The sequence below is a fragment of the Blautia sp. MSK18_10 genome (assembly GCF_020553185.1).
In the GTDB taxonomy this organism is placed as follows: domain Bacteria; phylum Bacillota; class Clostridia; order Lachnospirales; family Lachnospiraceae; genus Blautia_A; species Blautia_A wexlerae.
Genome location: NZ_JAJCGT010000004.1, coordinates 107,149 through 132,593, shown reverse-complemented (window position 1 = coordinate 132,593; position 25,445 = coordinate 107,149). Strand labels below are relative to the sequence as shown.

Here is a 25,445-nt window from a genome sequence, read left to right as displayed (position 1 = left end):
CATTATTGAATCTATTTATAGTAATCAAAATCAAATCCGTACATACGCACAGTATCACCTTCCTGAATGCCTGCCTTCTCAAGTTCTTCCAGGATGCCTCCCTCTTTCAGGAATTTCTGGAAGAATGCGAAACCTTTTTCGGAATCAAGATTTGTGTAGCCAAGCATCTTTTCAATCTTCGGTCCCTCGACAACAAAAATTGTCGGATCTTCAGGACTCTGCTCTACTGTATATGGAAGGTTTTCTCCGATCAACATATCTTCAGGGAAGAATTCCTGTTCAAATACTACAGGTTCCTGTGGGCAGCTGTCAAGAAGTTCTTTCACATGGAATAAAAGTTCTCTGACACCCTGACCGCTGACAGCGGAAATCGGATATACCTGGATTCCTTTTGGCTCAAATTCTGCCTTAAGTTTGTCAATCGGGCTCTCTTCGCCGTCTTCTGTATAGATACAGTCGATTTTATTTGCTGCGATTACCTGTGGTCTTGCAGCAATTTCCGGATTATAAGCTTCCAGTTCTTTATTAATCTTGTAAATATCATCGATTGGGTCACGTCCCTCTGTAGATGCTGCATCTACAATGTGGATAATGACTCTGGTACGTTCAATGTGGCGGAGGAACTCATGTCCAAGTCCCACACCTTCGGAAGCACCTTCGATCAGACCGGGAATATCAGCGATCACAAAGCCACCGTTTTCAGTATCTACAACACCAAGATTTGGGCTCAGGGTTGTAAAGTGATAGTTGGCAATTTTCGGCTGTGCGTTGGTAACACGGGAAAGGAATGTGGACTTTCCGACATTCGGGAATCCAACCAGACCTACGTCTGCGATTACTTTCAGCTCCAGAAGAACTTCCAGTTCCTGCGCAGGCTGTCCTGGCTGTGCATATTTCGGAACCTGCATGGTTGCAGTCGCATAATGCTGGTTTCCTTTGCCACCTCTTCCGCCTCTTAATACGATCTGGCGTTTATTTTCACCGGACATATCAGCAATTACTTTACCGGATTCTGCATCCATGATAACAGTTCCTTCCGGAACTTTTAATACAACATCTTTTCCATCGGCACCATGGCAGCGTTTTTTGCCGCCTTCCTGTCCGTCTTCTGCTTTATATTTTCTTCTGTGTCGGTAGTCGCCAAGGGTGTTCTGGCCTTCATCTACCTCAAATATCACGTCTCCTCCACGACCGCCGTCGCCGCCGTCAGGACCGCCATTCGGAACATATAATTCTCTGCGGAAACTCACATGGCCGTCGCCGCCTTTACCGGAGCGGATATAGATTTTCGCTCTGTCTGCAAACATATGACACACCTCTGTCCTTTACTAATGATTATTTCGTAATAGTAATCTTCTTAAATTAATGCATTTGAGACCGTTCAGCAGGATTTCGCGCTCTGATGAGTCGGATCAATATGCATTATTTACAAGGATTGCTATGGTTTCTTTTATATCATATAACTCTTTTAATCTATAGCAATTCTACTATAAAAGAAAGGCTCCAAACCCATATTAGATTTGAAGCCTTCGCTTAACCAGATTATTCTGCTTCTACTGGAACGATAGAAACCTGTTTCTTATCGCGTCCTTTTCTGGTAAATCTTACGACACCATCTTTAAGTGCGAATAAAGTATAATCTTTACCGCAACCTACGTTCTCACCAGCATGGATCTTAGTTCCGCGCTGTCTGTAAAGAATATTTCCAGCTTTAACAAACTGTCCGTCTGCTCTCTTCGCACCTAATCTCTTGGATTCGGAATCACGACCGTTCTTTGTAGAACCAACTCCTTTTTTATGTGCGAATAACTGAAGGTTCATTTTCATCATGTTGTTACACCTCCTTGACTTTTACTGTCAAATATCGATTGTTATAACTATGTTCAATTTCTGTTAATCCGAGAATCAGCGAATCCATGAGAAGGGTTCCCCTCTCAGTAACCGGAGCCGTAAAATGAAAAGATACATAGCCGTTATCTTCCTGCACTTCAAACTGATCATCTGTAAATGTCTCAAGAGAATTTACAGTATTGATCACTAGTACAGAGACAGCAGCACAGACAATATCCTGTCCTTCCTCTGCATATCCGGCGTGACCTTTCGAAACAAATTCCAGATAATTTCCATTTCTCTTCTTAACTGTAATTGTAATCATAATGACACCAGATTAACCGTTAATCTTTTCGATTTTTACTTTAGTGTACTGCTGTCTGTGACCGTTTTTCTTGTGATATCCAGTTTTTCTCTTGTATTTGTAAACGATAACTTTTTTTGCTTTACCGTTCTCAACTACAGTAGCGGTAACACTGGCATCTTTCACATCTTCACCAGCTTTTAATCCGTCATTGCTTACTGCAATAACATTATCAAAAGTAACAGTTTCACCAGCTTCAACACCGAGTTTCTCAACTCTGATTACGTCGCCTTCAGCAACTTTGTACTGTTTACCACCTGTTGCAATAATTGCGTACATCTGTGGCACCTCCTATAATCTTTACTCGCCAGATATGGTGACCTTTCGGTGCTTGTACCTCTCTGTGCGGCATCTCATTTATAATAGCGGACAAAATTCGATTTGTCAATAAGTTTTTTCAATTTCTTTGATTTTTTTCTTTTATGTTACTGTTCACTGGTAATATCCCGCGAGGTGTTTTTTGTGAGCGAAGGTCACAGAAAACCCGAGACATACTGCGCGAATTTATGCGATTAGCATAAATTCTGTGCATCGCGAAGCGTGTTACTGAGAACGGAGTGAACAGTAACTCTTTTATTTTACAGGTACAATTTCAATCCGGTATCCGTCAGGATCTGTGATAAAATACAAACTGCAGAGCAGTTATTCAGTTACGGAAAAATATCGATGAGAATTGCAGATGCTTGTTTGATTTACATAATTATTTTATGGCAAACTATAATTCTCTGATTTCCTCAATCACAGGTTTTCGCACTTTCTTTCTGGTAAGTTCCAGGATATGCAGTGGAGTGATGTCCACTGCTTTTGCCTTTACCGGATCTTTGCGCAGATATTTCTGCAGGACATGGAACAGTTCGTCCTGATGATCCTGATTTTCCATATTAATAAAATCAATCAGAATAATTCCGGACAGGTTTCTGAGACGTAACTGTCTGGCAATTTCCTTTGCTGCCTCCAAATTGATTTTTCGGTAAGTTTCCTGCATTTTCTTTTTGCCTGTAAACTTTCCGCTGTTTACATCAATGGATACGAAGGCTTCTGTCTGCTGGATTACCAGAAATCCACCACTGTTCAGCCAGACTTTCTCATGCTGGATTTCTTCTAAGACAGTTTCCAGGCGATAAAGTTTGTAAAGAGGGAGAAGTTTATCATCATAAAACCGCAGCTTCTCTTTTTCCTCCGGGCTGTTACTGTTAAGATAGTCAGAAATCTGTCGGGATATCTCAGGGATATCTGTTATGATCTCTTCCAGGTTCCGGCTGTTGGCGTCGCGGACTGCAGAGATATAAAAAGGCTCTGTTCTATATACGCAGCTGAAACAGGTACGGGATCTTCCGTCTACAGCAGCCTTATGATACAGGCCCTTCAGGTATTCCAGTTCTTTCAGTATTTCTTCTTTTGATGCATCTGCTGCATTTGTACGAACGATGATACCAAACTCTTTATCCGGGCAGTTAACTTCTGCTTCCATCCACTTACTGATACGACTTCTGTCATCATTGGAAAGTTTGGAAGACAGACCAAATTTCTTATCGCCGGTTGTAAGAACCAGATATTTGCCTGTAAAATTCAGATTCGTGGTTACAGCCGGTAGTTTTCCCTTCATTGCTTCCCGGCTGATCTGCACAAGGATTTCATCTCCTGCCTTTAATGGGCGGTCACCTTTTTTTACAGAAGCATAAATCGCATTTGGAGCATCGGAAAGCTGCAGGTAGCATTTTTCCCCGGCAGAAATCTGTACGAATGCAGCACCGATATTGGCAGCTATATTCTCTATCTGTCCAACATAAATATTTCCAAGAGAAGATTTCTCCCCAACAGGTTCGAAGCGCAGTTCCATTACTTTACCGTCTTCTTCATACGCACATACATAGCACGGAATCTGCCGGATATTCATTTGGGTAATAATCAGTTTACTCAACTTCTTCACCCAGTGCTTCCAGAGTTACAAATTTATGTTCTTCCTCTGTTCCTTTATCTGCGTATACTTCCAGACGTTTGATGGAATAAGCAAATTCCGGAAGTTCTATGCCAAGCCATGAAAAGAATGTATCTGTTACCAGTTCCGGTTTTGTGTAATTGGCACTTGCGGAAGCAAGCATCATAAAGATCTTGTCTCCCTGAAGTTCCATCTTATAGATAAACGGGCGAATATCAATTTCCTTTTCGCTTCGTTTGGTCTTTTTCATTACTGTGATCTCCGGCTGCGCCAGGAAATCACTGATTTTATCTTTCCAGGAAATTTCAGGCTCTTTTCCCGGACGAAATTCTACATAATAATCGGCTGCTGCCACCAGTGACATTGCCTTACCCGCCTTTCCGTCCTCAACCTGACGGGTACTGATTACATGTACCCCTTCTACCATCACTGCATCCAGACGTCTTGTGATCTCTGAAGTAGGAACTGTCTCTGCCAGCTCCAGATCGAAGTACTCTCCCAGACTTTCCGTACCAACTCCTAATGGTGCGGCAAAAGACATGATCATATGCGGACTGTATCCACCGGAAAAAGCAACCGGAAGATTGGCTCTGCGGATAGCCTTCTGAAAATAACGCATGGTATCCAGATGTCCCACAAATTTCACAGGACCCTCTTTGCTGAATTTAATTCTTACCTTCATAACATACACCTCCGCCATAACGCATAGCACCACAGCCGGAACATTTCTGACGGCAATTTGGTGTTACGGTTTCTTTCTTTGCCTGTTCCCATTCGTGGATCAGGAACTTCTTGGTCACTCCTGCATCAATGAAATCCCATGGAAGGATCTCATCTGTGGAACGTTCTCTGAGAGTATAGAAATCAATATCTGTGTTGGTTTCCGCAAAAGATTCTTTCCATATATTATAGTCAAAACTCTCTGACCATGCATCGTAGATCGCACCTTTTTCATATGCTCTGAGGATAACTTTTGAACAACGGCGGTCACCTCTTGCAAGGAAACCTTCAAGAATCGTTACATCCGGCTCATGCCAGCTGTAGCGGATACTTCTCTGGTTTAACTGTGCGCGGATCTCGCTTTTTACGACCTTTGCTTTCTCCACGAAATCTTCCTCTCTGTACATACCTGCCCACTGGAATGGGGTAAATGGTTTCGGTACAAAGAAAGAGGTACTTACATTGACCTGAACCTTGCCATTACGTTTTTCTTTCGGCACTTCTTCATAATAAGTCTCTGCAATTTTCTGAGCAAGATGAGCAATACCTTTCATATCATCTTCTGTTTCAGTTGGAAGTCCGAGCATGAAGTAAAGCTTTACCTGATTCCATCCACCTTTGAATGCTTCACCTGCACCATGAAGAATATTCTCTTCTGTCAGACCTTTGTTGATAACATTACGCAGACGCTGGGAGCCTGCTTCCGGTGCGAAAGTAAGGCTGCTCTTCTTTACATCCTGTACCTTGCTCATAACATCCAGGGCAAAAGCATCGATACGCAGGGATGGCAGAGAGATATTGACAGCATTGCCATGAAATTCTTCGATCAGGAAGTTTACCAGTTCCTTCAGCTCAGAATAATCACTGGAGCTTAGAGAACTTAAGGAAATCTCCTCATGTCCTGTATTCTGAAGCATTTCTCTGGCACTTGCCTTTAAATCCTCCACATTGCGCTCTCTGGTAGGACGGTAGATCATACCTGCCTGACAGAAACGGCATCCGCGGATACAGCCACGCTGGATCTCCAGGGTAACACGATCCTGAGTAGCTTTAATAAATGGAACTACAGGAGCTTTGATCGCGCGGTAGTCTTTAGTGACATCGGTGATCAGCTGTTTACAGACTTTCTCAGGTACGCCCTCTTTTGCAGGTGTAAAGGAAGCAATGGTGCCGTCTTCTTTGTAGGTTACATTGTATAAAGAGGGAACATAAATTCCGGGAATCTGGGAAGCTGCAAACAGGAAGTCTGCTCTGGAGCCGCCTGCTGCCTTGTTTGCCTTATATGCATCAAACAAAGCATCATAGACAGTCTCACCCTCGCCAATATAAAACATATCAAAAAATTCTGCGATCGGTTCCGGATTATATGCACATGCACCGCCGCCGATGACGATAGGGTCATCTTCCTTACGATCCTTTGCCAGAAGTGAAACATGGCTCAGGTCAAGTACCTGAAGCACATTGGTATAGCACATCTCATATCCAAGGGTAATACCAAGGAAATCAAACTCCTTTACAGGCTCCTGGGATTCCAGGGCAAAGAGAGGAATATGTTCCTCACGCATAATTTTATCCAGATCCATCCACGGAGAAAAGACACGCTCACACCAGACATCCTCACGTTCATTGAACATGTTATAGAGGATCATCATGCCCAGATTGGACATACCGATTTCATAAACATCCGGGAAGCACATGGCAAAGCGGATATCTACGTCATTCTTATCTTTCATTACAGAGTTGACTTCACCACCGATGTAACGGGCAGCCTTGTCAACTTTCATTAAAATTTCATCGCTTAAAGCTAGAGTTCTCATAGTATTCCTTTCAGAGGTTATTGTATCAACATTGTGTTAAGCAGGGAAAATCCCCCACAATATTCCTATTATATACGGAATGGTGGGGGATTTCAAGGGAGAGTCGGATAGTTTGCAGTTTTTATCTGACAGTATCAGGCTGTAAAAGCGTGAGTAATGTTTCGTATACATATGTATTTTTTCTGACGATTATAGAAAGTTCCTCTTTGGCCTGATTCAGCTGGTGAAATAAATTACGGACATCAGAACTGCCTTCTTTGAAATGTTTTGAACGCAGATATCTGTTCTGATCATAGTAATATCGTTCGTCCAATATGATAACAAGACGTTTTATGTCTCTCACGGCAGTAATCTCATATTCATAACCCTGATGTATATAATCTTCCAGTAAGGCAGCAGTCTCCTCTTCATTATTTGCATATACAACAGAAACATGCGGATAGGGTTTTGAGGTTTTTCTGTCTGTAAGGTGTATCATATTCTGGATAAATGAGGAAAGTTCCGCATTGGTACGGATGCGGTTGGTTAAGTGAAACATCTGGATTTCCGGCAGGTTTTCTATGAGTTTTAATGTATTTACCCCTAATTCTTCAGGACATATGGCATCTTCGGAATCGCTGGAAAATATTACAGGAAACTCCCCCTCCGATTGCGTTAACAGAATCTGCAGTTTTTCTGAAGAAAGCAAATGTGCTTCGTCTACCAGAACTGCACTGTAATGTTTCAGCTCTGTATTTTCGGTCAGCTGATTGTCCGAAAGAAAAGCAATACGTTGTAAACGTTTATGCAGTATTTTCCATTCTTTTCCGGCATTGCCGCAGTGAATCATGCATATCTGCTGACGCCTGGACAGTTTCATGGCGATATCATAGAGAAGCAATGTTTTTCCTGTTCCGGGAAGTCCGGTAAAACAGAAATATTCGAACCGGCTGATACGGAGTTTCTTTAAGATCTGGCGCTGGATATCCCGCTGCTGGGAAGTCAGGAAGTATTCTTTTTTCAGGAAACGGGCCGGTTCTGTGATGGGGGAAATCAGATATAGTTCGGCCTGAAACAGATCGTCAATATTCCCCTGATAATCACTGCTCTCCTTTTGCAGTGATCCGCACAGTTCTGTCCAGTCGGCTTCTGCAATATGATCATGATTGGTAAGCCTGACAAGGCGATTCTGACTGCTGATATACGTATAAGACTGTATGGAGCGTCCGAGAACGGAAAGATAATAACGGTTCTGCATAAGCTGTTTACGAATTGCCTCCTCAGATACAGCTCCGCTTTTCAGTTCAATATTTATGATCTGGTCGTCTTTGATCTGGAGAAGATCAAATTCTTTCCCGAGTTTTGGAATCTGATAGGAATAGAAAAAGCGCAGGGAACAGACTTTAGTCATATGCGATTCTAACTGGCGTACCAGTGCTTTCATACTCTGAAGTTCCCATTCCCGTATTTTGAGGAAATATTCCCGACCGGATAACTGACGTTCCAGTTTTGACAGAGAATCTGTATTCTGATTTCTCGTAAGTGCATATATGGATATTGATCTCATAACTTTTACCTTTCATTTTGCCGGAATTCTTTTATACTATTATAGCAAATATCAGTAATCGCAGGTAGCCTGAAAACAAAAAACAGCCAGGTAGATTTTTCCCTGGCTGTTTTCCCAATCTGAATCAGATTCAGAAATTGTTTTGGAATATCTATTATATTGTGGTTTGGCTGAATTACTCAGCTACAGCGATAGCTTCCACTTCGCAGAGTACGTTTTTCGGAAGCTGTTTTACAGCAACGCAGGAGCGGGCCGGTTTGCTTGTGAAGTATTTCTCATACACAGCGTTGAATGCAGCGAAATCTGCCATATCAGCAAGGAAGCATGTAGTCTTGATAACATTGTCAAATGTAAGTCCGGCTTCTTCAAGAATTGCTCCTACGTTCTTGCAGGACTGCTCTGCCTGTGTTTCGATTTTATCGCCTGCAACTTCACCTGTAGCCGGGTCTACCGGAATCTGACCGGATGCAAATAAGAAGTTTCCTGTCATTTTTGCCTGAGAATATGGTCCGATTGCTGCTGGTGCTTTTTTTGTTTCAAGTGTTTTCATGAGTGAATTCCTCCCGTACGATTTAGTGTGATTGATTGTCTGTATCTGTATCCATATCTTACCACCAAAAAAATATTTAGTCAACGGCAAAAAAATTGTCACATGAAAAATTTCTCTTTTATTAATGAAAGAAAAGATGAAAAATACTGACGATAATCTGATCAGTGGAAGCTCTTGAGCCAGTTTACCAGAGAATCATGCCAGATATTATCATATACTGTTTTCTTCATCTGGTCTGTAACAAGGCCGTTACCTGCCATTTTGGCAAGGATTGCCTGCTGTAATTCATCTACAGTCATGTCTTCCGGGGATTTATTCATATCTACAATTACTGCCTTTTCCTTTTCAGCAGCGGCTTCCGTATTTTCCGGAAAACTGTTTTCTGCTGATATGGCTGAAGTATCGGCAGTTTTTTCAGGCTGAATATCTTCTGCTTTTGCTGCTGCGGTTTCTTCTGCTGCGGTTATTGTTTTCTGTGCAGGAGACTCAGTTTGTGGGGAAGTTGTTTCTTCTGTATCTTCCTGTACTTTTTTGACATCTGCAGTTTCTGCTTTTACTGGTATATATTCTGGCATTTCACCCGCCGGAACCCAGATTTCACCGCTGTTTGCGGCTACTGTTACATTGATATGTCCACCCTGAACAGGTACTTTACGGCCTGTGAGGGTTCCGATATATTCTGCACAGTTTCCTGCCGGAAGGCTCATATCTGCTGCATTATCATCGTTATTTACGGTAACGATCACACGTATTCCGTCAAGGTCACGGGCAAATGCAAACTGGCGGTTGGTAAGCTGAAGTTCAGCGTAGCTTCCGTAGCTTAATGCAGGTGTATGCTGTCGTATCTTTCCAAGAGCTGCGATCAGGGCTGTACATGGATTCTTCTGTACTGCATCTGCATAGTCTTTAATATCCAGAGCCGGTCTGAGGCTGTCATCGGAGAATTTCTCTTTCTTTCCTTCAATACCGAACTCAGAACCGTAATAGATACTTGGTACACCCGGAAGTGTATAGAGTAAGACATGAACAGGTGCAAAATGTGCTTTATTTGAAAGCTTGGTATAAATACGTTCTACATCATGGTTGTCCACAAAGTTGTAGAGATCAAGATTTCCCATATTCTGGAGATATTTTACAGTATGTGCGATCTCGAAATAGTTATGATCGTTATGTCCGCTGTAAAGTGCTTTATGCAGGGCATAGTTTGTTACACTGTGGAGCGTTTCTCCATTTACCCATCTGCTGTAATCACCATGGATCACTTCGCCCATAAGCCAGAAATCTTCCTTTACTTCTGCTGCTGTACGGCGCAGGGCACGCATGAAATCAAAATCAAGGACATCTGCCGCATCCAGACGGATTCCATCTACATCAAATTCTGATACCCAGAAACGGATCACATCACAGATGTAATTCTGTACTTCCGGGTTTCTTTGGTTTAATTTTACCAGAAGGTTGTATCCACCCCAGTTTTCGTAGGAGAAGCCGTCATTGTATTCCGTATTCCCTCCGAAGTTCACATTGCAGTACCAGTTGAGATATCTGGAATGTTCGCGGTTTTGCTGAATATCTTTAAATGCAAAGAAATCACGGCCTGTGTGATTGAATACACCATCGAAAATAACTTTGATCTCTTTTTCATGACAGGCTGCCACGAAGTTTTTAAGGTCTTCGTTGGTTCCGAGACGGGAATCCAGCTTTTTGTAATCTGTGGTTTCATAGCCATGTCCTACACTCTCGAATAAAGGTCCGATGTATAATGCTGTGCATCCGATTTCTCTGATGTGGTCAATCCATGGAAGTAATGTGTTCAGACGGGAAACAGGAGCACTGTAGTCATTGTGCTTCGGCGCACCGGTTAAACCCAGTGGATAGATGTGATAGAAAATTGCCTCATTATACCAGCTCATAAATGACACCTCTGTTTTTAAATTTATAATTTCAATTTTATGGGGATTTTTTTACCCTGATATCATACAGGAAAGAAAATAATTAGATAAACTGTATTATAGTTGAAATTATATTCATACGATTCTTATAATAACAGATTTTTCAGACAGAATCCAGTTTTTTTTCAATTTTGGCTTGTATATCTCGGGATTTTGACATATTCATGACAAAACACCTCGCAGGATAGTGATGGATGAACAGTAACTTAAAATTTACTCTACAAAAAAATCCACTTAAGGTATATAATATTGCTGTAAATAATCTGGATATGCATAGAAATAGAAAGAAACAAACATAGATAAGCAAGGAGAATATAAACTATGAGACATATAGATGAAATTCAGATTGCCGGAACTGCAATCCTGCTTTGTGGCGCGATGTTTGCGGTTTCTGCTGTGGCACCTACCGGTAATACAGTGTCAAAAGCTGTTACAAACTTTACGGAAGCTCCGGAAACTGCTGCTGAGGCTCAGGCACAGGCAGAGGCTCAGGCTGAAGAGGATGGATTTACCATTTACACTCAGGAAAGTAACTATGATGATTCTGATTATGACAACAGTTATAATGATACTTCTTACGATGACTCTTCTTACAATACTGATACGACGCAGGACGGTTCTCTGGATGATACAGGGCAGGAGAATGATAATACAGATACAGGAGATGGATCTTCTGATGATGGAAGCAGTGATCAGACATCGTCTGACGAGGCAGGGGATGATTCTTCCAATCAGATTGATTATCCCAGCGATGACGGTTCCGATGACAGCACAGATGGTTCTTTGGATAACTCTGATGCATGGGAAGACAATGGAGAGGAAGTCCAGCAGATAGAGTATTAAGTAATATCGAAGAATAAAATATAAGGACAGTATCGTACTTAACTGTCCTTATATTTTACTTTACATTGTTTTGAAGGCATAGTATATTATTTCACCAAATCAGTGATTCCGTATAGATAATTTTATCCGCCTGATTTTCGGATGATTCAAACTATGTTTTCCAGCAGCTTTTCAAAAGCGTTCTGACTCATCGGCTTGTAATAATAATAGCCCTGCAGCTCATCACACCCCTCTTCTACGAGGAAGTCTACCATTTCTTTTGTTTCCACACCTTCACACACGATAGATTTGTTTGTACGTTTCAACAGATGAAAAATCTCCTGGAGGACAATCTTTCCATTTTCAGAGAGATCATCGGAAAGGAAGCGTTTATCTATTTTAACTTCATCAAACAGAATATCTTTTAATGCATTCAGAGAAGAATAACCGGAACCAAAATCGTCCATGGAAATCCGTATATTCTGTTCGTGGAAGAAACAGATCATTTCATTTACCGCTTTTATATTATGGATAAAAGTAGTTTCTGTAATCTCAAATATTACATGGTATGGATTAATTTCATATTGTTTGATCAGTGCCATTACTTTTTCTGCAAAACTGTGAATGTTTCCAAAATGAACAGGTGATACATTTAAAGAAACAGGAATGACCCTCTTTCCCTCTTTCTGACGCTGGTTCATCCATGCAAAGGTTTCTTCATATACATAATAGTCCAGTGCCTGGATTTCGCCGGTCTCTTCCAAAATTGGGAGAAACATATCAGGATACCACATGGTATCATTTTCTCTTTGCCATCTTACCAATGCTTCTGCACTTGCGATTGTCTGATCTTTGCCACATATTTTCGGCTGGAAATAAATCTTAAATTCTTTCTGCTTCAATGCACTTTTGAATGAGTGGATGGTATCCGCACAGTGCCGTTCATTTAATGCAATATCGTTGTTATATTCACATACACCGGATAATTCTGTTTTAGCTTTTTCACGAACAATGTTTGTATGTGATATGATCTGCTCTGCAGGAATGCTGGTATCTTTGAGATAATAAATTCCTGTATTCAGATGAAAATAATTAATTTGAAATGTTTTGAGGATTTCCTGTATGATCTGGCGATTATACTCTTCAATCTGCTTTTTTACATCAGATGATTTACGCCCTGTTATGTCAAGCACTGCCACAAAAACATCGGAATGATATCTGTTTACAAACAGAGAAGCCGAAAAAAGTTCCATTCTTCTGAGTACAAAATTCAAGATTTTTGTTCCTGTTTCATATCCCCAGTAATCATTGATCAAATGAAATTTGCTAATGTCTGTCATGATAAATGCATATTCTTTTTCACCGTTAGCATTTGTGAGTATGGTAAATATTTTTTCTTTCAGAGAATCTGAAGAAATGCTCTGTGCCAGACCACTCTTGGTCAGATATTGCTGTTTCTGAGCAAGCTGCTGTTTTTTATATTTTTTGTCCTGATACATCTTCTCATCTGCAATCTTAAGAAGATCCATGATCAGATAATAATGATTCTTACAGCTGATATCATATCCTACTGCGTAACTTAACGGATGATCTGCTGTCTGATTATGCTCATCAATCAGTGTCTGGAGCTGGATATTCATCTGCTCTAACTGCGACCATGTAGTATTTCTCTGAATAATCAGAAATTCGTCTCCGCCGAATCGCGCAAGGTAACTGTTTTCTGTAAGTATCCGGGTGAGAAAAGATGCAAATGTCTGGATAAATACATCTCCCTCTTCATGTCCATAGGTATCATTGATTATTTTCAGATTGTTTAAATCGAACATCATAATTCCAGTGTCCAGAGTATCGTCTTCGTCCTGAATCTGCTGTAGTTGTTTTTCTAATGCTTTTTTATTATGAACCCCTGCAACATCAAAAGCAGAACTCTGGATCATACTCTTGAGATAATCTTTGAGTGCAAGGGAAACTCCGCATCCGGCCAGTGCGGCAATAATCATAAGCGCAAAAAAAGATTTTTCAAATCTGCATCTGAAGTGGAAAATCATGGTTACAAGGATTCCGGCAAATATTATAAGCTCTATATAACAAAGACGTATTGTAATCTTGTTCTTTTCCATATTTTGATTAATAACCTGCTTTCATTTTCATTCATTATCATAAGTTTAAGCTGCATATAAGATGATTCTTTTTGCCATACTCTTTTCAATTCCAATTTTGCTTCCTTTTACCATGACAATATAATAGCCATGGATTTCTGACAGAAGTTCTATTTCACTGCCGGCAATGAATCCAAGGGATTCCAGATAATGCCGCTGTTTTTCCTGACCGCAGACTTTACTGATCTTGTATTTGATGTTAAATTGAGCTAAGTTTAATGGCATAATACATCCTTCCATTCTTTAAGGACTGCTGAAAACGCTGCTGACAGTTACCTCTTTATTTCTGTCGTTAGCTTCGACTAACACAGTATAACATGAATTCTTCCAAAAAGAAGTCGTTTTTTTACTTTTGAGAAATTTTATCTGATGATTTGTGTTGACACTATAGCAGTCCTCGTAAATAATCAATAAACCCAAAACACCTCTGGCAAAATAAATTATGTTTTTGTTTCTCAATAAATGGTATAATCAAACTGTTATTAACATTCAGGAGGCTTTTTATGAAGAAACAAAACAGGTTACTATCACTAATTCTATCTCTGTTCCTTCTGCTGTTTACCTTAGTTCCGCAATCAGCACTGACGGTAAAAGCTGAAGGCAACAGTGAGATGGCAGTTCATTTTATTGACGTTGGACAGGGAAATGCCATCTTAGTACAGTCCGGAGGACAAAATCTTTTGTACGATGGCGGGGATCAGAGCCATGCTGATCTGATCATCTCCTACTTACAGGAACAGAATGTGGAAAACATTGACTATATGATCGCTTCTCACTATGATGAAGATCATATCGGCGGTCTTGTTCCATGTATAGACAATTTCTCTGTAAGTAATATATTCGGACCAGACTATGTACATACTTCAAATTTATTCAATAATTTTATGAATACTGCCACTGCAAATGCAATTATCGTACAGTATCCTTCTGTAGGTGAAACATTTGATTTTGGCACCGGAAGTTTCACTGTTCTTGCACCGAATGGTATCAGCCAGAACAGTAATGATAACTCTCTTGTAATCAAACTTGAAAATGGTTCAAATAGCTTTATTTTTACCGGAGATGCAGAGGAAACCAGTGAACAGGATATGATCAGTACAGGTATGAACCTTGACTGTGATGTTCTTTCTGTTGGTCATCATGGGTCTGCAAGTTCAACTACCTGGGATTTCCTTGAGGCAACTTCTCCATCTTACGCAGTCATAAGCTGCGGAATCAATAATCAGTATAATCATCCGTCAGCAGATACAATGGGACGTTTGTCGGATATGGGAATCCCTGTATTCCGAACAGATAAACAGGGTACGATCATAGCAGTCTCCGATGGAACAAATATTTCCTGGTCACAGGAGCCATGCAATGATTATTCTTCCGGAGACTCCTCTGTAAATGCTTCTGCAGGTGGCACTGGTGGAAACTCTTGGCAAGAAGAAACTACCACTTCTGATCCGGTACCTGAACAGGAAGAATCCAACAATGCAGATCTAGGAACAATGGTATGGATCCCTGCAACCGGCGAAAAATATCACAGCATTCCCAACTGTGGAAGAATGAACCCGGATACAGCCAGACAGGTATCCAGATCAGAAGCCGAAGCTATGGGATACGGACCTTGCAGTAAATGTTACTGATAAACAAAAACAGCCGCATTTGCGGCTGTTTTGTTAAAATCCTTCCTGTCTGCGGATTTTCCAGAGTTTTGCACGTTTCTGTGCAGCTTCATTCTCTATCTGCTGAGTAACTCCCTCAATGATAAGTCCCGGTACTTCCACAGGATGCTGATGTTCATCTGTTCCAACCATAATAAAATATGCGCGGTTGATCATGGTTCTGGTTCCATCAAGGGCTTCACAGTAAGTATCAATACGTACTTCCATGGAAGAACGTCCCACATGTGTAAGCCGTCCGATGAGAACGATGGTATCGTTCACTCTGGCTCCGGCTTTGAAATACATATTGTCTACTGCAACAGTTACCACATTCATTTCCGCATGACGCTTGGCAACAATACCTGCTGTTTCATCAATCCATGCAAGCAGCTGTCCGCCAAACAGATAACCTGCGGCATTCAGACACTTTGGCATTAATAAATGAGACTGCTCTGTTAAGGAGTCCTCAACTCGTTTCATTTTTCTTTCTGACATTTCTTTTCTCACTTCCCCTTTATCATGCTTTCTGTTGGCTATTATAGCACGTTCCATGATTTTGTGTTATATTTTTCATAATTTTCCTTCTATATAATTTTAAAGCGTTATCACTTTAATATTTTTCCTTCTGTATAATTTTAAAGCGTTATCACTTTAATATGATTGTATAAAAAAAAATACAATCTTTATCTTGCCTTTCCCATCACTTTACTGTACAATATTTAAATAGGTACAAATACAAATGTTCGCCATAGTAAAACACTGATCGCAAGGATGCATCTGCAATTCACTGTATCAGTGTTTTTTAATAAAATTCACTATAATATGCATTATTTACGAGTATTGCTATAAGTGAATTTGCGAGTATTACTGTAGATAAATAACGGGGAAATGAGGAATGATATTATGGAAAAACATGAAATGATGAGTCTGGAAGATTCCGGACAGCTTCGTGACAAAATGAGATTCTTTGAACAGGAACTGCTCAAGAATCATCATATCGATCCAAATCTGTATGTAGAATATAATGTAAAAAGAGGTCTTCGTGACTCCGCTGGTAAGGGTGTTCTGACCGGTCTTACAGAGATTTCTGATGTTAATGGTTATAATCTGATCAACGGCAGACAGATTCCGGCTGATGGACGTCTATACTATCAGGGAATCAATGTACAGGATATTATCAGCGGTCTGAATGGCAGACGTTTTGGATTTGAAGAAACAGTTTATCTTCTGATTTTTGGTAAGCTTCCCAGTAAAGAGGAACTTTCCAGATTCCTGGATATGATGGCTGACATGGAAGATCTTGGCGGTCGTTTTGTACGCGATGTTGTTATGAAAGGAACCAATGCCAACATTATGAATGCTATGCAGCGCTGTGTTCTGGCTCTTTATACATATGATGATAATCCGGAAGATATTTCTCCTGAGAATGTGCTTCGCCAGTCACTGGAACTGATTGCAAAGCTTCCTGAGATTGCGGTATATTCTTACCATGCATATCGTCATTTTCGTAAAGATGAGACCCTATTTATCCGTAATCCACAGAAAGGACTTTCCCTTGCAGAGAATATTCTTCTTATGCTTCGTCCGGATGGTAAATATACAGAACTGGAAGCTAAGGTTCTGGATATCGCACTGATTCTTCATGCTGAGCATGGTGGTGGTAATAACTCCACTTTCACAACTCACGTGGTAACTTCTTCAGGTACAGATACCTACTCTTCCACTGCTGCATCTATCGGATCTCTGAAGGGACCGCGTCATGGTGGTGCGAACCTGAAAGTTCAGAACATGTTTGCAGATCTGAAAGCTCATGTAGAACACTGGGACAACGAAGATGAGATTGTTGATTATCTCAAGAGGGTATTAAATAAGGAAGCATTTGATCATGCCGGGCTGATTTATGGTATGGGACATGCCGTTTATACTCTCTCCGATCCTCGTGAGGTAATCCTGAAACGTTTTGCTCAGGCACTGGCTGAAGAGAAGGGAATGACCGAGGAATTCAAACTTTATGACCGTGTGGAAAGTGTTGCAGGTAAGCTGATCATGGAACATAGAAAACTGTTTAAGAATGTCTGCGCAAACGTGGACTTCTACAGTGGATTTGTATACAGCATGCTTGGGATTCCGGAAGAATTATTTACTCCTATTTTTGCTATTGCGCGTATGCCAGGCTGGAGTGCTCACCGTCTGGAAGAACTGATCAATGCAAATAAGATCATCCGTCCTGCTTATAAGTATGTAGGACATCATACAGATTTTGTCGCTTTTGAAGAAAGATAAACAGATGAAACTTATTACTGGCTGCGGTTCATTCCGCAGCCGTTTTATTATGTCAGTAAAGCGATACGCCGTAGAAAGAGAATCCTGTATTACTGTTCACTGGAAATATCCTTTCTTGTAAAAATATATTTGCATTTGTTGTATGAGGTCTGTATAATCAAAACAAATCCGAAAAGGAGGTATTTTTATGGCAAAAGAACAGATTGCAGTTGCAGAACTGGTTTTAAATATGATCCTTGGAAAGACAGGCGGTACACGGGTAGATTATTTCCCACAGAAACCGGATTTTCCGTTTGATGCAGTTTATGAGCAGGCATTTGTACGTGCCACACCGGAGAGTCAGGGAATCTCCTCTGATCTGTTTGCTGCCCTTCTTCGGGAACTGGATGCTTCCAAAGATACGGAAATGCATCATTTTATGGCACTGCGTCATGGCAAGGTAATCTGTGAATGTAATTTTGCACCATATCCTAAGGGAATGTGGCATATTACACATTCCATGTGCAAGAGCATCACAGGCATGGCAATCGGCATGTTGATCGAAGAGGAAAAATTAAAGCTCGATGAAAATATTTATGACATTTTTCCGGATCATATAAATGCCTTTTCAAAGATTTTCCGCCCTGTAATCACAGTAGAGAATCTGCTGACCATGACAAGCAGCGTAACTTTTAATGAATCAGGTATCGTGTCCGGAAATGACTGGCTTGGAAGCTTTCTGAATGCATCTGTCAATGGAAAACCCGGAACGGAGTTTCAATATAACAGTCTGAATACTTATGTTCTTTCTGCAATCGTGACGAAACGTACAGGAGAAACCCTGACCGAATATCTGACTCCGAGACTGTTTGGTCCTCTTGGTATCACGAAATATTACTGGGAAACCTGTCCGAAAGGAATTACAAAAGGCGGCTGGGGACTGTTTCTCTGTGCAGAAGACATGGCAAAACTTGGCCAGCTGTATCTTCAGAGGGGAAAATGGAATGGTCAGCAGCTGGTGTCTGAATATTGGATAGAAATATCTACGGCACGACATCTGAAAACTCAGAATGACACCTATGGATATGGATATCAGCTATGGATGGAACAGCGCCCGGGAAGCTTTGAATATAATGGGATGCTGGGACAGAATGTTATTATTTATCCTGATATGGATATGGTTCTTGTCACAAATGCCGGAAACAAAGAAATGTTTCAGGACTGTATCATGCTGAATATCATCCGGAAATACTTCCCTGTTAATTATCATCCCGCCGATATTCTACCTGAGAGTCCACTCTCCTATGGTCTTCTGAAACGACTGTGCGGAGAACTGGAAAATGTAGAAAATAATAACAGAAGTACTTCTCTGCGCGGGGGATGGAAAAGAAATGTAGTTTCCAAAAGGAAGCATTCAGATAAAAAGTACAGCTACCGTATTTCAGCAGCCGTTAATCGCCCATCTGATCATCACAGTTTTATGCGGGCTGTAAGCGACAGAACTTATGTTATGGAACAGCAGAATATTGGAATTGCGCCGTTGTTTGTGCAGGTATTCCACAATAATATGACAGATGGTATTTCTGAAATTTCTTTTACTTATGATGCAGGAAACTTTTACGTTTCTTTTACCGAAGGTGAGGTGATCCATAAGCTTCCTGTTGGATTTGGAAGGGCTGCGGATGGATGTGTTGATCTTCATGGAGAACATTACCTTGTAGCTACACTGGGAGAATTTGCAAGGGATGAAAACGATATCCCTGTATTAAAGCTGGAAATTACTTTTATAGAAGAATGTGTGAAACGAAAAGTGCACATTTTCTTTCATGAAGATAATGGAATTGAAATCAGATGGAACGAAACACCCGGTAAAAAAATGATTCTGGCAGGACTGAGTTCTATTACTGAAGAACTGTCAGGAAACTTCCTGTATAATTCGCTTCTGGGAGATCATAATATTACGACGACAGAACTGCTTCACCGGCTTATGGAACAGACGATTGAGCCTGCTGTAAGGGGATATCTGAAGAGTTCGAAAGAAACAGACAGTATTGATACAGATGAGTGAATATAATAAAGTCTCATATACAAAAATGCATTTCTCACTAAACGATTAAGATGAGAAATGCATTTTGCATTTTACAGGTTTATTTTATCTATGGTATGCATTATTTACGAGGATTGCTATAGTTCTGTTTAGTCCTGCTTTACATTAAAGGCTTTCATTCCCGGATATACTGCGCTTGCGCCGAGTTCTTCTTCGATACGGAGAAGCTGGTTGTATTTTGCAACACGTTCGGATCTGCTTGGAGCTCCGGTCTTAATCTGGCAGGTGTTCAGTGCTACTGCAAGGTCTGCGATTGTTGTATCTGCTGTCTCGCCGGAACGATGAGAAGAAATCGCAGTGTATCCTGCTTTGTGAGCCATCTTGATTGCTTCCAGTGTTTCGGATACGGAACCGATCTGGTTTAATTTGATCAAGATCGCATTACCTGCGCCAAGGCTGATACCTTTTGCAAGTCTTTCTGTATTTGTAACAAACAGGTCATCACCGACAAGCTGTACTTTGTCGCCAAGTCTGGCTGTAAGTTTCTGCCATCCTTCCCAGTCTTCTTCATCCAGACCGTCTTCGATGGAGATGATCGGATATTTTTCGCATAATTTAGCCCAGTGCTCAATGAGCTCTTCGGATGTATACTCTGTGCCGGCTTTTGGAAGTTTATAATATCCTTTGCCTTTTTCACTCTTCCATTCAGAGGAAGCAGCATCCATGGCAATCCTGAAGTCTTTGCCTGGTTCATATCCGGCTTTCTTAACTGCTTCAAGGATTGTCTCGATTGCTTCTTCATCGGATTTCAGTGCAGGTGCGAAACCACCCTCATCACCTACTGATGTAGCAAGTCCGCGTTCTTTCAGGATAGAAGCAAGTGCATGGAATACTTCTGCACACCATCTTAAGCATTCTTTGAAGGAAGGTGCCCCAACTGGCATGATCATGAATTCCTGTACATCCAGCCCGGATGATAATGCATGGCATCCGCCGTTTACGATGTTCATCATTGGTACAGGGAGACGATTTCCGGATACTCCGCCAAGGAAACGATACAGCGGAATTTCAAGAGAAGTTGCCGCTGCTCTGCAGCATGCGATAGATACTGCAAGGATTGCATTTGCTCCAAGTTTGGATTTGTCTTTTGTTCCGTCTGCTGCGATCATTGCTGCGTCTACTGCATAGATATCGCCTGCATCGAGACCTTCGATTGCCTCGTTGATTGTTGTGTTGATGTTTTCTACTGCTTTCTGTACGCCTTTTCCAAGGTAACGAGCTTTATCTCCATCTCTTAATTCCAGAGCTTCGAATTCTCCTGTAGATGCACCGCTTGGAGCAGTTCCTCTTGCAACAGTGCCATCCATCAGATATACTTCTGCTTCTACTGTCGGATTTCCTCTGGAATCCAGAATTTCTCTTCCAATTACTTTCTCAATTTCTAAGTACATGATAAATCCCCTTTCTGGTTTTGCATTTGGACTCCTGGTACACCGTAGCTTTGATGTACCAAGTGGATCATATCTGAGGTACGGTTTTCAGCATAGCTGTGATTTCAGAAAGTACAGACGTAATCCAATGTTCCGAAGAATTCAGCAGGTCTTCGGATGGAGTTCAAATGATTTTATTCACGCGAGAGTTTACTATATCTAACTCTATTGGTTAGTATATTCTAACTTTCACAAAAATGCAAGAGGGAAATTGGAGGGATATTGAGAAAGTATTTCAGAAGAATGAATGTATTAAAATTAAGATATTTAAGTTATAAATATTGAATATCAAATTAATAAAAAGATCTCCAGACATTTAAAATAATTCTTAAACATCTGAAGATCTTTTTACTATATATTACATAAATAAGTTTTTAATTAATGAGGGCATTTCGCATATGTAGTAGTATGATCATACTGAGCGTTAGCACTATATCCACATTTTTCACATCTTTGACATTTATAAACTTTTACAGTACATCCTCCAGAAGAATTCTTTGTATGAGTATAAAAAGTTGCTGGAATCATACTATGCGTACATAATGCATAAGTATCTGATGATCTCTGATCTACTATTTGATCTCCGGTTGAATCAACATATACAGTGTCACTTTCAGAAAAATCAATAGATTCTATCATTAGACTGTCATCCATATTATCAAATCCAAAATCATATGTTGAATCATCAGAAATAAATTCTTCAAAACTTTCATCCGATGACGCAACGGGCGCATACGCCATTACCGTCCCGGCACTCGCCACAACTGTCAACGCCGACACTGCCACCATAATTCCTCTCTGTAACACCCCTTTTCTCTTTTCCTTCATCATGTAGTTGATCCTCCTTTTTAATGTTTTAAAATCCTTTCCTTCCTTATTGTTTTTATGTCCGGAAAGGTTATTTTTCCACACGGCTGGGCGAATATCAGAAGTTGCGGCTTCTAATACCAGCAAACTTGCATAGTCTTGACGTTTTTCTTTTGTACAGCCATCGACGGCTGCACTATCACTGACTATTTCTGCTGTATCTATGTAAAGGAAAAGTAAAAGATATGCCACAGGATTCATCCAGTGCAGGCACAGAACAAAAAGGCATAAAAGTTTTACTAAATTGTCATGATTTTTCAAATGTGTATGTTCATGCTTATATACCATAATAAAATCAGGATGCAGAGGAAAACTCTCTGGAAACACAATCTTCTGACGGAAAAATCCAATGGTACATGGACCACAGATCTCATCTGGAATCAGATAATAGGTGAGATTATCTTCTGGATCTTCAATCTTTTCAAAGATATAGTTCCGGATAGAATGTGCTCCTCTCCAGTATTTAATAATCTCATAGATTGCGAAGATAATAATTCCTGCTAGCCAGATCCTGGCAAATATATTAATCCATTGAGGTATCCATATGTAATCACCCTGCTTTTCACTCCAGAAAGCTAGAGAACCTGAAAGATAGGAATCAGCTTTTTTACCAATTAACATTGTTTCTGGAAGTGCATCTTTTGGAAGCAAATATTTAACCAACTGCACAGGTACCAGATAAAAGAACACACCTGTCAGTAGTAATCTTCTTCCGAGAATGTAATTATAGTTTCCACGCTGGATTATATACAAAAGTAAACAGATCACAACAGGAATACTTCCTGCAATGGACATACAAACTAACAGTTCCATTTAAACATCACATCATTTCTTCTTAATGTATTCTAATAAATATTCTTTCTCTTCCTCTGTAAGTTTCTGATCAGAGGTCAGAGCACTGACAAGGATGTTCATATCAGAGACTGTATATCCTGATACGGATGGTTTTGAAATCTGTGTAGATTTGACAGTTTCCGTCTCGCCCTTTTCTTTAGCAAATTTGTTTAATTTATCATACAGATAACTGTTTCTCAGTCCAAGGATAAACATAGTTCCCGGATAAAGTAAAGATACTGTTGCAGCACCGATCATATATAAGGTAAATTTATGTGTATCGTCTACAGGAGGTTTGCTCATAAAATTGATAAAGAAGCAAATACCGGAACATAAGGTAAATAAAATCCAGCAGACAAGTTCTATCTTTCTTTTCATTCTTTCATCTCCTGATTAATCAGGCAGATAGAGTCATTTGTCTCACCTGATTCGGTTAAGTAATTGTAAATTTCTGTCACTTCTTAACTACAAATAGTCTACCATGTTTTGTACAAATTAAGCAACTGATTTTTGGGAATTTTTCAGACTTTTTAACGCCATTATTCGAGATTTGTCGAGAAATCAATTTGTTGGCACAGAGAAAGCCAGGCAAAAACTGCAGTATAATCTGCAAAATTTCTGCCTGGTTTTTTAATAGGTTTATGATTTAATGATATTTACTGAACATGCTCATTATCTATGAAGAAATGAAAACAGACCTTTCTTTTTTTCATAAGGTTCTGAACTGATACCTTTTACTTCATATCCTGTTGCGCTGATGGCTGTTTTTAGCTTTGCTTCGTCTACAGGTTTCTCTGAGATGATCACAGTTTCCCCTTTGCTGTGGGAAGAAGTAACTTTATCTACCTGAAAGACTTTTCTCACTGCATCGTTTACGTGAGATTCGCACATTCCGCACATCATACCGTCTACTTTTACAGTTGTTTTAATCATATTGTTGTCCTCCATTTTACGCTATAAGTTAGAAATAGCCAGGATTTTTTCTCTTACAATAATTTTATGCCAATGCCTGGGCAAGAGCTTTCTGAATTGCTCCAAGGATTCCTTCTGAGGAATAAGTGGCACCGCTTGCAGCATCAATTCCGTCTGCTGACTGATTTCCCATAATCTGAGGATAAATAGTTTCCCATGCATAATCAAAGTACTCAGGTGAATCACTGTTACTCTGTTCAATAGATGCAATCTGACCGCCCTGAATCGTTACTGTTACATTTACTCTTCCACTGTATCCGTAGCTTGAGCCTGTATAAGTTCCGTCAGTATATGGTCCTGTAGGTTCCGGCGTAGGCTCCGGAGTCTCTTCCGGTGTTGGTGTGGGAGCTGGTGTTTCCTCTGGTGTTGGAGTAACTTCTGGAGTCGGAGTTTCTTCCGGTGTCGGGGTTGGGGTTGCCTCAGGAATTGGCGTAACTGTTACTTCTGGTGTTGGAGTTGGTGTCACTTTTGTGGTGCCTTTTTCTGCCTGTTTCAGAATATCTTTCATTGCGTTTATGATACCCTTTGAAGAGTAGGTTGCACCACTGACAGTATCAATGCCATCGACAGACTGATTCTGAATGATCTCATTTTCCAGGATATCCCATGCTTTCTTAAAGAACACAGGGGTATCTGTATGCTCTGCTTCCAGAAACTTGATCACACCTTTTTTAATCTTAGCTGTCAACGTAATTGTTCCACTGTATCCTTTTCCAGTTCCTGTATAGGTTCCGTCTTTGTAAATCTGTTCGTCTCCCGGCTTCGGTATTGGAGAAGGTTTCTTTGTCGGTTTCGGTGATGGAGTGGGAGTTGGCGTAACAACTGCCTGATTTCCTGATGGAATTGCCTGTGACAATGCATTCTGAACCGCAGTAATAATTCCGTTTGAAGAATAAGTGGCACCACTGACTGCATCTACGTTCGGAGACTGGCTTGCAAGAATTTTGCTGATCACACCCTGTGCATTTGCAAAATAGGAGGCTGTTTCATTTGATGCATCTACAATATTGATAGCTGTAATTTTATGGTCAGTGACAGTTACCTGAACAGTGATCGTTCCTCCGAAACCGGTCCCGGAGCCTGTATAGGTACCGTCTGCATATCCACCGGCGGGAACTTCTGTAGTCGGTGTGACTGTGCTTCCTGCACCACCCCCTGCTGTACCTCCACTTGCAGAGGAACCTGTAGATGAATTTTTCTTTGTTCCTGTTTTAATCTTACTTATTTTCTTTGTTTTTTTTGATGTTTTTGAAATTGAGGTTCCATTGGTTTCAGAAGAGTTCTCTGAATCAAAATCCTTACCTGCAGCTCCGTGCGAAATCAATTCTTTAATCTCGTCAGTAGACATAATATTATTATCGGAAACTGATGTGGTTTCCACAGGACTTTTATCTGCCTGATAACAGGTTACACAGACTGCTGCAAAAACTGCTGCCGCAGGAATAAGCTTTAACCATGGACGGAAACTGTCCTGTTTTGGTTTCGTTTCCGGAGTCTTATTATTTTTCTGCTCATTATTTTTGTCCATAAATTCCTCCTTCTTCAATAGTTTGTTTCAGGTAATCATATTCAAGTGATTACTGTAATAACTGTATAAAGTTTTACAGCTGAAAAGAAATCCTGCCCTT

Annotated in this window: 22 protein-coding genes; 4 read left to right on the top strand and 18 right to left on the bottom strand. The window is 40.5% G+C overall.

Features of this window, described 5'->3' with window-relative positions:
- Positions 1 to 11 precede the first annotated feature (11 nt).
- From obgE to LI074_RS03630, 10 genes are all read right to left on the bottom strand, one after another.
- Positions 12 to 1,307, bottom strand: coding sequence for a GTPase ObgE (gene obgE / locus LI074_RS03675; RefSeq protein ID WP_020993902.1), 1,296 nt, complete (start codon positions 1,305 to 1,307; stop codon positions 12 to 14).
- Between the two features lie 235 nt (positions 1,308 to 1,542).
- Positions 1,543 to 1,830, bottom strand: coding sequence for a 50S ribosomal protein L27 (gene rpmA, locus LI074_RS03670; protein WP_008703124.1), 288 nt, complete (start codon positions 1,828 to 1,830; stop codon positions 1,543 to 1,545).
- A gap of 4 nt (positions 1,831 to 1,834) precedes the next feature.
- Entirely contained in the window at positions 1,835 to 2,155 is a 321-nt protein-coding gene (locus LI074_RS03665; RefSeq protein ID WP_173698299.1) for a ribosomal-processing cysteine protease Prp, read from the bottom strand.
- 12 nt (positions 2,156 to 2,167) lie between these two features.
- On the bottom strand, positions 2,168 to 2,473 hold the full coding sequence (gene rplU / locus LI074_RS03660; RefSeq protein ID WP_020993901.1) for a 50S ribosomal protein L21: 306 nt from the start codon (positions 2,471 to 2,473) through the stop codon (positions 2,168 to 2,170).
- Positions 2,474 to 2,909: 436 nt separating this feature from the next.
- Positions 2,910 to 4,124 (bottom strand): ribonuclease E/G, encoded by a 1,215-nt coding sequence (locus tag LI074_RS03655; protein ID WP_330593919.1) that lies wholly within the window; start codon positions 4,122 to 4,124, stop codon positions 2,910 to 2,912.
- A complete protein-coding gene (locus LI074_RS03650) occupies positions 4,108 to 4,815 on the bottom strand; it encodes a TIGR03936 family radical SAM-associated protein (protein ID WP_025578444.1) in 708 nt (235 codons plus the stop codon). The genes LI074_RS03655 and LI074_RS03650 overlap by 17 nt, the downstream gene beginning before the upstream one ends.
- Positions 4,799 to 6,670, bottom strand: coding sequence for a TIGR03960 family B12-binding radical SAM protein (locus LI074_RS03645; RefSeq protein ID WP_022381236.1), 1,872 nt, complete (start codon positions 6,668 to 6,670; stop codon positions 4,799 to 4,801). Before LI074_RS03645 ends, LI074_RS03650 begins: the two co-directional genes overlap by 17 nt.
- Positions 6,671 to 6,791: 121 nt before the next feature.
- Positions 6,792 to 8,216: a DNA/RNA helicase domain-containing protein gene (locus LI074_RS03640; protein ID WP_022381235.1), complete on the bottom strand. Its 1,425-nt coding sequence runs from the start codon at positions 8,214 to 8,216 to the stop codon at positions 6,792 to 6,794.
- A gap of 175 nt (positions 8,217 to 8,391) precedes the next feature.
- Positions 8,392 to 8,766 (bottom strand): RidA family protein, encoded by a 375-nt coding sequence (locus tag LI074_RS03635; protein ID WP_008703111.1) that lies wholly within the window; start codon positions 8,764 to 8,766, stop codon positions 8,392 to 8,394.
- 161 nt (positions 8,767 to 8,927) lie between these two features.
- Complete coding sequence (locus LI074_RS03630; RefSeq protein ID WP_173698298.1) at positions 8,928 to 10,676, bottom strand: alpha-amylase family glycosyl hydrolase; 1,749 nt, start codon at positions 10,674 to 10,676, stop codon at positions 8,928 to 8,930.
- Positions 10,677 to 11,036: 360 nt separating this feature from the next.
- On the opposite strand from LI074_RS03630, the gene LI074_RS03625 reads away from it, so the two are divergent.
- Positions 11,037 to 11,558, top strand: a complete 522-nt coding sequence (locus tag LI074_RS03625) for a hypothetical protein (RefSeq protein WP_265107642.1) — start codon at positions 11,037 to 11,039, stop codon at positions 11,556 to 11,558.
- Between the two features lie 146 nt (positions 11,559 to 11,704).
- Here LI074_RS03625 and LI074_RS03620 read toward each other — a convergent pair whose 3' ends face one another.
- Positions 11,705 to 13,657: a GGDEF and EAL domain-containing protein gene (locus tag LI074_RS03620; RefSeq protein ID WP_173680793.1), complete on the bottom strand. Its 1,953-nt coding sequence runs from the start codon at positions 13,655 to 13,657 to the stop codon at positions 11,705 to 11,707.
- Positions 13,658 to 13,702: 45 nt separating this feature from the next.
- Complete coding sequence (locus tag LI074_RS03615; protein ID WP_020993897.1) at positions 13,703 to 13,921, bottom strand: FeoA family protein; 219 nt, start codon at positions 13,919 to 13,921, stop codon at positions 13,703 to 13,705.
- 278 nt (positions 13,922 to 14,199) lie between these two features.
- Here LI074_RS03615 and LI074_RS03610 point away from each other — a divergent pair, with 278 nt between their 5' ends.
- Entirely contained in the window at positions 14,200 to 15,327 is a 1,128-nt protein-coding gene (locus LI074_RS03610) for a ComEC/Rec2 family competence protein (RefSeq protein WP_055059760.1), read from the top strand.
- Between the two features lie 33 nt (positions 15,328 to 15,360).
- Here LI074_RS03610 and LI074_RS03605 read toward each other — a convergent pair whose 3' ends face one another.
- A complete protein-coding gene (locus LI074_RS03605) occupies positions 15,361 to 15,840 on the bottom strand; it encodes an acyl-CoA thioesterase (RefSeq protein ID WP_008703099.1) in 480 nt (159 codons plus the stop codon).
- Positions 15,841 to 16,248: 408 nt separating this feature from the next.
- On the opposite strand from LI074_RS03605, the gene LI074_RS03600 reads away from it, so the two are divergent.
- Together LI074_RS03600 and LI074_RS03595 are read left to right on the top strand one after the other, a co-directional pair.
- Positions 16,249 to 17,628: a citrate/2-methylcitrate synthase gene (locus LI074_RS03600; protein WP_119241937.1), complete on the top strand. Its 1,380-nt coding sequence runs from the start codon at positions 16,249 to 16,251 to the stop codon at positions 17,626 to 17,628.
- A gap of 187 nt (positions 17,629 to 17,815) precedes the next feature.
- Complete coding sequence (locus LI074_RS03595; RefSeq protein WP_265107641.1) at positions 17,816 to 19,675, top strand: serine hydrolase domain-containing protein; 1,860 nt, start codon at positions 17,816 to 17,818, stop codon at positions 19,673 to 19,675.
- A gap of 128 nt (positions 19,676 to 19,803) precedes the next feature.
- Here LI074_RS03595 and eno read toward each other — a convergent pair whose 3' ends face one another.
- From eno to LI074_RS03570, 5 genes are all read right to left on the bottom strand, one after another.
- The gene (gene eno, locus LI074_RS03590; RefSeq protein ID WP_442860834.1) at positions 19,804 to 21,108 is read right to left on the bottom strand and encodes a phosphopyruvate hydratase; all 1,305 of its coding nucleotides are present in this window, start codon (positions 21,106 to 21,108) and stop codon (positions 19,804 to 19,806) included.
- Positions 21,109 to 21,522: 414 nt separating this feature from the next.
- The gene (locus tag LI074_RS03585) at positions 21,523 to 22,824 is read right to left on the bottom strand and encodes a M56 family metallopeptidase (RefSeq protein WP_265107639.1); all 1,302 of its coding nucleotides are present in this window, start codon (positions 22,822 to 22,824) and stop codon (positions 21,523 to 21,525) included.
- Between the two features lie 12 nt (positions 22,825 to 22,836).
- Positions 22,837 to 23,223: a hypothetical protein gene (locus LI074_RS03580; RefSeq protein ID WP_118572331.1), complete on the bottom strand. Its 387-nt coding sequence runs from the start codon at positions 23,221 to 23,223 to the stop codon at positions 22,837 to 22,839.
- 294 nt (positions 23,224 to 23,517) lie between these two features.
- Positions 23,518 to 23,778 carry a heavy-metal-associated domain-containing protein gene (locus LI074_RS03575; RefSeq protein ID WP_118521887.1) on the bottom strand — a complete coding sequence of 87 codons (261 nt, stop codon included), beginning with the start codon at positions 23,776 to 23,778 and terminating at the stop codon, positions 23,518 to 23,520.
- A 64-nt stretch (positions 23,779 to 23,842) separates the two neighbouring features.
- Positions 23,843 to 25,345 carry an FMN-binding protein gene (locus LI074_RS03570; protein ID WP_265107638.1) on the bottom strand — a complete coding sequence of 501 codons (1,503 nt, stop codon included), beginning with the start codon at positions 25,343 to 25,345 and terminating at the stop codon, positions 23,843 to 23,845.
- Positions 25,346 to 25,445 lie beyond the last annotated feature (100 nt).

Coding starts and splice junctions, on each gene's coding strand:
- obgE (WP_020993902.1), bottom strand. CDS start 1,307: ATGTTTGCAGACAGAGCGAAAATCTATATCCGCTCCGGTAAAGGCGGC.
- rpmA (WP_008703124.1), bottom strand. CDS start 1,830: ATGATGAAAATGAACCTTCAGTTATTCGCACATAAAAAAGGAGTTGGT.
- LI074_RS03665 (WP_173698299.1), bottom strand. CDS start 2,155: ATGATTACAATTACAGTTAAGAAGAGAAATGGAAATTATCTGGAATTT.
- rplU (WP_020993901.1), bottom strand. CDS start 2,473: ATGTACGCAATTATTGCAACAGGTGGTAAACAGTACAAAGTTGCTGAA.
- LI074_RS03650 (WP_025578444.1), bottom strand. CDS start 4,815: ATGAAGGTAAGAATTAAATTCAGCAAAGAGGGTCCTGTGAAATTTGTG.
- LI074_RS03645 (WP_022381236.1), bottom strand. CDS start 6,670: ATGAGAACTCTAGCTTTAAGCGATGAAATTTTAATGAAAGTTGACAAG.
- LI074_RS03640 (WP_022381235.1), bottom strand. CDS start 8,216: ATGAGATCAATATCCATATATGCACTTACGAGAAATCAGAATACAGAT.
- LI074_RS03635 (WP_008703111.1), bottom strand. CDS start 8,766: ATGAAAACACTTGAAACAAAAAAAGCACCAGCAGCAATCGGACCATAT.
- LI074_RS03630 (WP_173698298.1), bottom strand. CDS start 10,676: ATGAGCTGGTATAATGAGGCAATTTTCTATCACATCTATCCACTGGGT.
- LI074_RS03625 (WP_265107642.1), top strand. CDS start 11,037: ATGAGACATATAGATGAAATTCAGATTGCCGGAACTGCAATCCTGCTT.
- LI074_RS03620 (WP_173680793.1), bottom strand. CDS start 13,657: ATGGAAAAGAACAAGATTACAATACGTCTTTGTTATATAGAGCTTATA.
- LI074_RS03615 (WP_020993897.1), bottom strand. CDS start 13,921: ATGCCATTAAACTTAGCTCAATTTAACATCAAATACAAGATCAGTAAA.
- LI074_RS03610 (WP_055059760.1), top strand. CDS start 14,200: ATGAAGAAACAAAACAGGTTACTATCACTAATTCTATCTCTGTTCCTT.
- LI074_RS03605 (WP_008703099.1), bottom strand. CDS start 15,840: ATGTCAGAAAGAAAAATGAAACGAGTTGAGGACTCCTTAACAGAGCAG.
- LI074_RS03600 (WP_119241937.1), top strand. CDS start 16,249: ATGGAAAAACATGAAATGATGAGTCTGGAAGATTCCGGACAGCTTCGT.
- LI074_RS03595 (WP_265107641.1), top strand. CDS start 17,816: ATGGCAAAAGAACAGATTGCAGTTGCAGAACTGGTTTTAAATATGATC.
- LI074_RS03585 (WP_265107639.1), bottom strand. CDS start 22,824: ATGGAACTGTTAGTTTGTATGTCCATTGCAGGAAGTATTCCTGTTGTG.
- LI074_RS03580 (WP_118572331.1), bottom strand. CDS start 23,223: ATGAAAAGAAAGATAGAACTTGTCTGCTGGATTTTATTTACCTTATGT.
- LI074_RS03575 (WP_118521887.1), bottom strand. CDS start 23,778: ATGATTAAAACAACTGTAAAAGTAGACGGTATGATGTGCGGAATGTGC.
- LI074_RS03570 (WP_265107638.1), bottom strand. CDS start 25,345: ATGGACAAAAATAATGAGCAGAAAAATAATAAGACTCCGGAAACGAAA.